The organism is Thalassotalea sp. PP2-459, from assembly GCF_001913705.1.
Lineage (GTDB): Bacteria > Pseudomonadota > Gammaproteobacteria > Enterobacterales > Alteromonadaceae > Thalassotalea_C > Thalassotalea_C hakodatensis.
The window spans coordinates 1-6741 of record NZ_MKQD01000079.1 but is presented as its reverse complement, the minus strand read 5'-3'; the positions used below and the strand labels follow the sequence as shown (position 1 = coordinate 6741).

Sequence of the window (6741 nt, the reverse complement as noted above, 5' to 3'; positions counted from 1 at the left end):
GAGGCACGGCGTTGATTGCAGAGAATGGTTATTCAGGAGAACGTGCTCCTGCGTTCTCTAATAAGCTACATCCTTGTAGCGTCCTTTTCAAAATTAATAACACAGGCAAGCGTTTAAACTCGCCTTTTGGGAGCGTGTTAGAGGCGCGATAATTGCGCAACACGTGTTTGATGTAGAACAACTATACCTGCACACGTTTCGCTTATTCTCCCACCTCTGACATCGCTCTGAACTGACTTAATCTTTATGCGAATTGGTATAACTTGTCTATTGCAAATAAAGTTAACGCAGTAATAAGGAAACACAACTGCTAGAAAGTAAGTGTTATCCTGAGCTCAGGTTATTTATTGTATCAGCTGATTTTTTGGACAAAAAAAAGCCCGCTTAAGGGAAGCGGGCCAACTTAATTTCTCAAGTTGCTAGAAGGAATATGGTATTCCAGGAAACATGTCAGAGAGATAAGATAGCAAACTATCTAATCTAAAAATTCACTGGCTAATGATAAACCCTAGGGGTAAAAGAAGTTTATCAGTGCGCTAGCTCAGAAAACATGTGTATTTTAGATAAAACATTGATCTAAAACAAACGAAATAAATTTATCTTATTCATTAGAAAAACTAATGAATAAGGGGCTGAATTAGCCTTGGCTACTTTCAGCGTAATTATCAACGCTAACAAAAGATGTAATTTATTTGTAAATTCTTACAAAACGTACATTGTAGGGGTTGTTTGCATCTATCATTTTCTATTACTATACCTAGCATATAAAAACCTGAACAAGCCATACTTTCATTAATGCAAACAGTTGAAGACCATTTTCAAATTAGAGTGTTTTATGAAGATACCGATGCTGGCGGAAATGTTTATCATGCAAATTATTTGAATTTTTGTGAACGTGCTCGTACAGAATGGTTAAGAAAGCTTGGTATTAGCCAATCAACTTTTTTAGAACAAAGTGCGGGCTTTGTGGTCAGAAAGCTTGAAATGGATAACTTAGCGCCCGCTAAATTAGATGATTTGCTAACGGTTATTACCACAATTGAACAACTTAAACGCGCAAGTGTTAGTTTTATTCAACACGTGTTTAATGAACAACAACTGTGCATGTGTCGTATTAAAGTTGTGGTTGCCTATGTTGATCTTATCCATGTAAAACCATGTGCCATACCCAATAATATTTTAGGAGCGTTAAAAAGTGTCAGCTGAACTTTCAATTTTGGATTTGTTTTTGGAAGCAAGTTTGCTCGTGAAAACAGTAATGTTAATTTTACTTGGCTTTTCGGTTGTTTCGTGGGCGATGATTTTTCAACGTCGTAAAGTTCTTGTAGAAGCCACTCAGCAATTAGAAGAATTTGAAGACAAGTTTTGGAGCGGAGCTGATTTAAGCCGTTTATATGCCGAAGTCACTGCAAATCAACAAATAAAAGGTATTGAAAGTTTATTTGTAGCGGGCTTTAAAGAGTTTGCACGGATCAGAAAAAGTAATATTAATACGCCTCAGGCTGTTGTTGACGGTACGCATAGAGCTATGCGTGTTGCGCTTTCAAGAGAAGTTGATACGTTAGAAACACATTTACCTTTCATGGCAACCGTTGGTTCTATTAGTCCATACATCGGTTTATTTGGTACGGTATGGGGTATCATGAATTCGTTTATTGCTCTAGGTGCAGTACAACAAGCGACACTTGCGATGGTTGCACCGGGCATCGCCGAAGCTTTAATAGCGACAGCCATGGGCTTATTTGCAGCAATTCCTGCCGTAATGGCATATAACCGTTTTACTCATAGTGTTGAAAAACTTGAAAATAGATACGCGAATTTCATGGAAGAGTTTTCAAGTATATTACAGCGTCAATCATCTGCGGCTCAGTAATCGCGAAGGAGATTTTATATGTACAGTCGTGTTAGACGTAAAAAAGTCGCCGAAATAAACGTTGTACCTTATATTGATGTAATGTTGGTATTGCTTATTATCTTTATGGTTACGGCACCATTAATTACGCAAGGGGTAAAAGTAGATTTACCCAAAGCGGATGCTGAACCTTTAGATGAAGACTCTAAACCGCCATTGGTAGCGTCAGTAGATGCGGAAGGTAATTATTATTTAGCAATAGGCACAAGTAAAAATCAGCAGTTATCTGCTGAAGAGGTAGCAACCTTAGTAAAATCACACCTTGCTAAAGCCCCTGAAACACCTGTTGTGGTCAATGGTGATGGCGCTGTGTCATATGATGCCGTCATTCAACTAATGGTGTTATTACAAAAAGAAGCGGGTGTACCTTCGGTTGGGTTGATGACTGACTCTCTCGAGGAGAACTAACGCGTGCAAGGACCATTTGTAAAAGCGTTAGTAATTAGCTTTTCTGCGCATATTATTATTGCCTTAGTGTTATTGTTTGCTGATTTTTCTTCGTTAGCAAAACCAACACCTACAGCAAGTCATGCTACTGCGCCACCAAAGCCAATTAAAGCCGTTGTTGTTGAAAAGAAAACGATAGAAAAGCAGTTAAATAAAATTCGTGAAAAAGATTTAGCGCAAAAACGTAAAAAAGCTGCCGAAGATAAAGCAAGAAAAGATCGCATTCGTAATGCGGCGCTTGCGAAAAAACGTAAACAAGAGCAAGCAAAACGCAAAAGAGAAGAAGAGTTACGAAAATCAGCGTTAGCGAAAAAGAAAAAAGCGGCAGATGAGAAAAGACGTCGAGAAGCAGAAGCTAAGCGAAAGAAAAAAGCTGAAGAAGAAAAACGTAAACGCCAAGAAGCTGAAAGAAAACGCAGAGCTAAAAAAGAGCGCGAAGAGCAAGAGCGTCAACTAGCAGAACAAATGGCGCAAGAAATGGCAGCAAGAGCGCAAGCTCGCCAACAGCGAGTAACCTCAGAGCTTGACCGTTATACAGCATTGATCACACACATCATTCAAAGTAACTTATTAACAGATCAAGCAACGATGGAAGGTAAGTCGTGTAAGCTGAATATTACCTTGGCGGCATCAGGCTTTGTTATTGATGTGTCAAGACAGGGCGGTGACCGTATAGTATGTGATGCGGCACGTAATGCAGTTAAGAAAGCGGGTACCTTGCCTGTGTCAAAAGATCCGGAAGTGTTTGAAAAAATGCGTTCGATCAGTTTAACTGTGGTGCCAGAGTTTTAATTAACCTTAAAAAAAGCAATTTGATATCTTATGAAAAAACTCAGAATATTTATTTCTTTATGCGTGTTGTTAATTACAACGCGAACATTTGCCGGTTCATTAGAAATAGTGATAACCGAAGGGGTGGACGGTGCGCGTCCTATCGCAATATTACCTTTTACCTATGATGGGCCTGGTCAATTGCCTGAAAATATCACTCAAATTGTCAGTGATGATTTACTACGTAGTGGTAAATTCAGTCCTATATCACCCACAAATTTTCCGCAGTTTCCTAATAAAGTTGAAGATGTTGATTACGCAGCTTGGGCAAATATTGGTGTAGAAAATGTTGTTGTTGGCAAAATATCGTCAACTGGCTTAGGCCGTTATCAAGTGACCTTTCATTTAGTCGATGTAGTGCGTGGCCAAATTACTGACGGTAAAACGCAAATGTTAAGCGGTGGCAAGCTTGTAAAAAGTACTGATCACATTTTAGCGGAAAGTAGTGTTGAAATAAGCTCAAGCCAATTTCGACGCTACTCTCATCGAATTAGTAATAAAATTTACCAAACATTAACGGGTACTCGTGGTGCATTTTTAACCAAGATAGCTTTCGTGATTGTAAGAGACCAAGGTGATTATCCGTATCAATTAGTGATATCTGATTACGATGGTTTTAATGAACATACGTTGTTAAGTTCAAAAGAACCATTGATGTCACCGTCTTGGGATCCTTCAGGCAATCAATTAGCTTATGTGACTTTCCTTAATCATCAGGCTCAAATCTATTCTATTGATATTTATACAGGTAAACGTAAATTAATTGCTTCATTCAATGGGATCAACAGTGCTCCTCGTTGGTCGCCTGACGGTAAGAAAATGGCGATGGTATTGTCGAAAGACGGTAATCCAGAGCTTTATGTGATGGATGTAGCCACTAAAAAACTACGCAGAATTACCCGTCATCGTGCTATTGATACGGAGCCAAGTTGGACACCTGATGGTAATTCATTGATATTTAGTTCAGAACGGGGTGGAAAAGCGCAGCTATATCGCGTAAATTTAGTGAACGGAAAAGTAAGGCGACTCACTTTTGATGGTGAAATGAACCTTGGTGGCTCATTATCTCCTGACGGTCGTCAACTTGTAATGGTAAATCGCACACGTGGCCAATATCATTTGGCAAAGCAAGATTTGGATACGGGAACCTTCCAAGTGTTAACGCGAACTCGATTAGATGAATCACCAAGTATCGCACCTAATGGTGGTATGATCATCTACAGTACATTACATAATAACCGACAAGTTTTGAGCTTAGTCTCATTAGATGGTAGATTTAAAGCACGATTACCTGCGCTTAATGGCGAAGTGAAATCACCTGCTTGGTCACCATTTTTATAAAAATTGTAAGAATTAAAATTATTGAAACAATAAGGAAACCTAAAATGCGCTTGAATAAAACTGTGAAGGCTCTTGCTGTAGCTTTACCTATTATGGCTTTAACTGCTTGTAGTTCAAATACTGAAACTGATGAGCAAAGCCAGGTTGATACAAATACTCAAACTCAAACTACAACTGAGCAAGATAACGTTCAAGTGACTGCAGCTCAACGTGAAGCTGAAATTGCAGAGCAAAAACGTCAAGAAATGGAACGTTTACGTTCAGAACATATTGTTTATTTTGGTTTTGATAAATCAACAGTAAGTGCAGACTTTTCAAATGTATTAGACGCACATGCTACGTTCTTATCAAAAAATAGTGATGTAAATGTGTTAATTGAAGGTCATGCAGATGAGCGTGGTACGCCTGATTACAACATTGCATTAGGCGAACGTCGTGCTAAGTCAGTACAAACGTATTTAGAAAACATGGGGGTTTCACCTTCTCAAATTTCTATCGTAAGTTACGGTGAAGAAAAACCAATGGTTAGAAACCGCTCTGAGAGTGCTTTTGCTAAAAACCGCCGTGCGGTATTAGTTTACTAATTGAGTAACCTATAAATGAAACTAAACCAAGTTTTATTTGGTGTACTTTCTGCTGCCGCCTTTTATGGTCAGGCAGCAGAACCAGCACCAGTGATTGATGCATCTAACGTTATTTCTAGCTCTGCAAGTTCTGGTTCATTGCATGAACAAATTGAAGACATTGTTCGCCAAAATAAGGTGTACACACGTAATCAAATTAAAATGCAGCGTCAACTTGATGAGTTACAAAATGAAGTAAGTGAACTTCGTGGTGTTACAGAGTTGCATTCACATCAATTATCGCAAGTATTAGATCGACAAAAAGAACTGTATCAAGAGCTTGAACGTCGAGTGTCGCAAGCACTTAAACCTAAAACACCTGCGAATACGTTTGAGCAAGCAACTGTATCAACTCCTACCGTTAGCCCGACAGCCACGAATGGTGATGATGTATATAATGCTGCGCTAAACTTAGTGTTAAAAGAAAAACGCTACGATGATGCGATACCTGCATTTCGACAGTTTATTTCACAATATCCCAATTCGAGTTATGCCGCTAATGCGCAATATTGGTTAGGGCAATTACTCTTTAGCAAAGGTGAGCTTTCACAAGCTAAATCAGCGTTTTCTGTTGTCGTGAATCAGTTTAAAGATTCATCTAAACGCAGTGATGCAATGCTTAAGTTAGGAATGGTCGAACAAAAACAAAATAACGTTGCTCAAGCCAAAAGCATCTATCAACAACTTTTATCGTTGTACCCTGATTCAAGTGCTGCAAAGTTAGCACAGCCAAGATTATCGTCACTACAGTAGTTTTGTGGCGATAACTTGCTCAGTGTGTTGGCTTTTTAAACAAAAAATCACAGATAGCAAAAAAACTTAATTTTGTTGTTGCACTCGCCAAAATTATGAGTATCATATGCGGCGCGTTGAACGAGACGTTCCACGTAAATAAATGTCGGTCGTTAGCTCAGTTGGTAGAGCAGTTGGCTTTTAACCAATTTGTCGAAGGTTCAAATCCTTCACGACCGACCACTTTCTTCATACCAAAATAGAAAGTGTGGCTCGCCATTTATTAGATAGTAAAATAAGATTATCGGTCGTTAGCTCAGTTGGTAGAGCAGTTGGCTTTTAACCAATTTGTCGAAGGTTCAAATCCTTCACGACCGACCACTTTTTACTTGAGCAAAGTTAGGTTGAAGGGTTGAACCAAGAAGAAGGTTCACAAAGTTGTCAGGAACAATTTTGAACGCGCAGCGGCCCAAAGGGTGTAGTACAGGATGTACGGAATAAATCCTTCACAATCGAACACTTCTTAAGTATTTAAGTCGTAAACAGAGTCTACATTTTATTATCATACCCATCTATCATCGGTCGTTAGCTCAGTTGGTAGAGCAGTTGGCTTTTAACCAATTTGTCGAAGGTTCAAATCCTTCACGACCGACCACTTTTAAAAAATTATTTATCGCCTTAACCGTGTAGCTAATAATTCAGCTAACGTTTTGAACCAAGAAGAAGGTTCACAAAATTGTCAGGAACAATTTTGAACGCGTAGCGGCCAAAGGGTGTAGTACAGGATTACGGAATACAAAATTGTCAGGAACAATTTTGAACGCGCAGCGGCCAAAGGGTGTAGTACAGGATTAC

General features: G+C 39.0%; 7 protein-coding genes and 3 tRNA genes. All 10 read left to right on the top strand.

The window, feature by feature from the left end; translation table 11 throughout:
- Nucleotides 1–795: 795 nt before the first annotated feature.
- Nucleotides 796–1206 (top strand): tol-pal system-associated acyl-CoA thioesterase, encoded by a 411-nt coding sequence (gene ybgC / locus BI291_RS17015; protein WP_074500446.1) that lies wholly within the window; start codon nt 796–798, stop codon nt 1204–1206.
- Nucleotides 1196–1873, top strand: a complete 678-nt coding sequence (gene tolQ / locus BI291_RS17010) for a protein TolQ (protein ID WP_074500444.1) — start codon at nt 1196–1198, stop codon at nt 1871–1873. The genes ybgC and tolQ overlap by 11 nt, the downstream gene beginning before the upstream one ends.
- A gap of 18 nt (nt 1874–1891) precedes the next feature.
- The gene (tolR, locus tag BI291_RS17005; protein WP_074500441.1) at nt 1892–2320 is read left to right on the top strand and encodes a protein TolR; all 429 of its coding nucleotides are present in this window, start codon (nt 1892–1894) and stop codon (nt 2318–2320) included.
- A gap of 3 nt (nt 2321–2323) precedes the next feature.
- A complete protein-coding gene (gene tolA, locus BI291_RS17000; RefSeq protein WP_074500439.1) occupies nt 2324–3151 on the top strand; it encodes a cell envelope integrity protein TolA in 828 nt (275 codons plus the stop codon).
- 30 nt (nt 3152–3181) lie between these two features.
- Nucleotides 3182–4531: a Tol-Pal system beta propeller repeat protein TolB gene (tolB, locus tag BI291_RS16995; RefSeq protein ID WP_074500437.1), complete on the top strand. Its 1350-nt coding sequence runs from the start codon at nt 3182–3184 to the stop codon at nt 4529–4531.
- A 44-nt stretch (nt 4532–4575) separates the two neighbouring features.
- Nucleotides 4576–5115 carry a peptidoglycan-associated lipoprotein Pal gene (pal, locus tag BI291_RS16990; protein WP_074500434.1) on the top strand — a complete coding sequence of 180 codons (540 nt, stop codon included), beginning with the start codon at nt 4576–4578 and terminating at the stop codon, nt 5113–5115.
- 15 nt (nt 5116–5130) lie between these two features.
- Nucleotides 5131–5907, top strand: coding sequence for a tol-pal system protein YbgF (ybgF, locus tag BI291_RS16985; protein ID WP_074500432.1), 777 nt, complete (start codon nt 5131–5133; stop codon nt 5905–5907).
- Nucleotides 5908–6053: 146 nt separating this feature from the next.
- Nucleotides 6054–6129 (top strand) — tRNA-Lys (locus BI291_RS16980).
- 62 nt (nt 6130–6191) lie between these two features.
- Nucleotides 6192–6267, top strand: a tRNA-Lys gene (locus tag BI291_RS16975).
- A 198-nt stretch (nt 6268–6465) separates the two neighbouring features.
- A tRNA-Lys gene (locus tag BI291_RS16970) sits at nt 6466–6541 on the top strand.
- Nucleotides 6542–6741 lie beyond the last annotated feature (200 nt).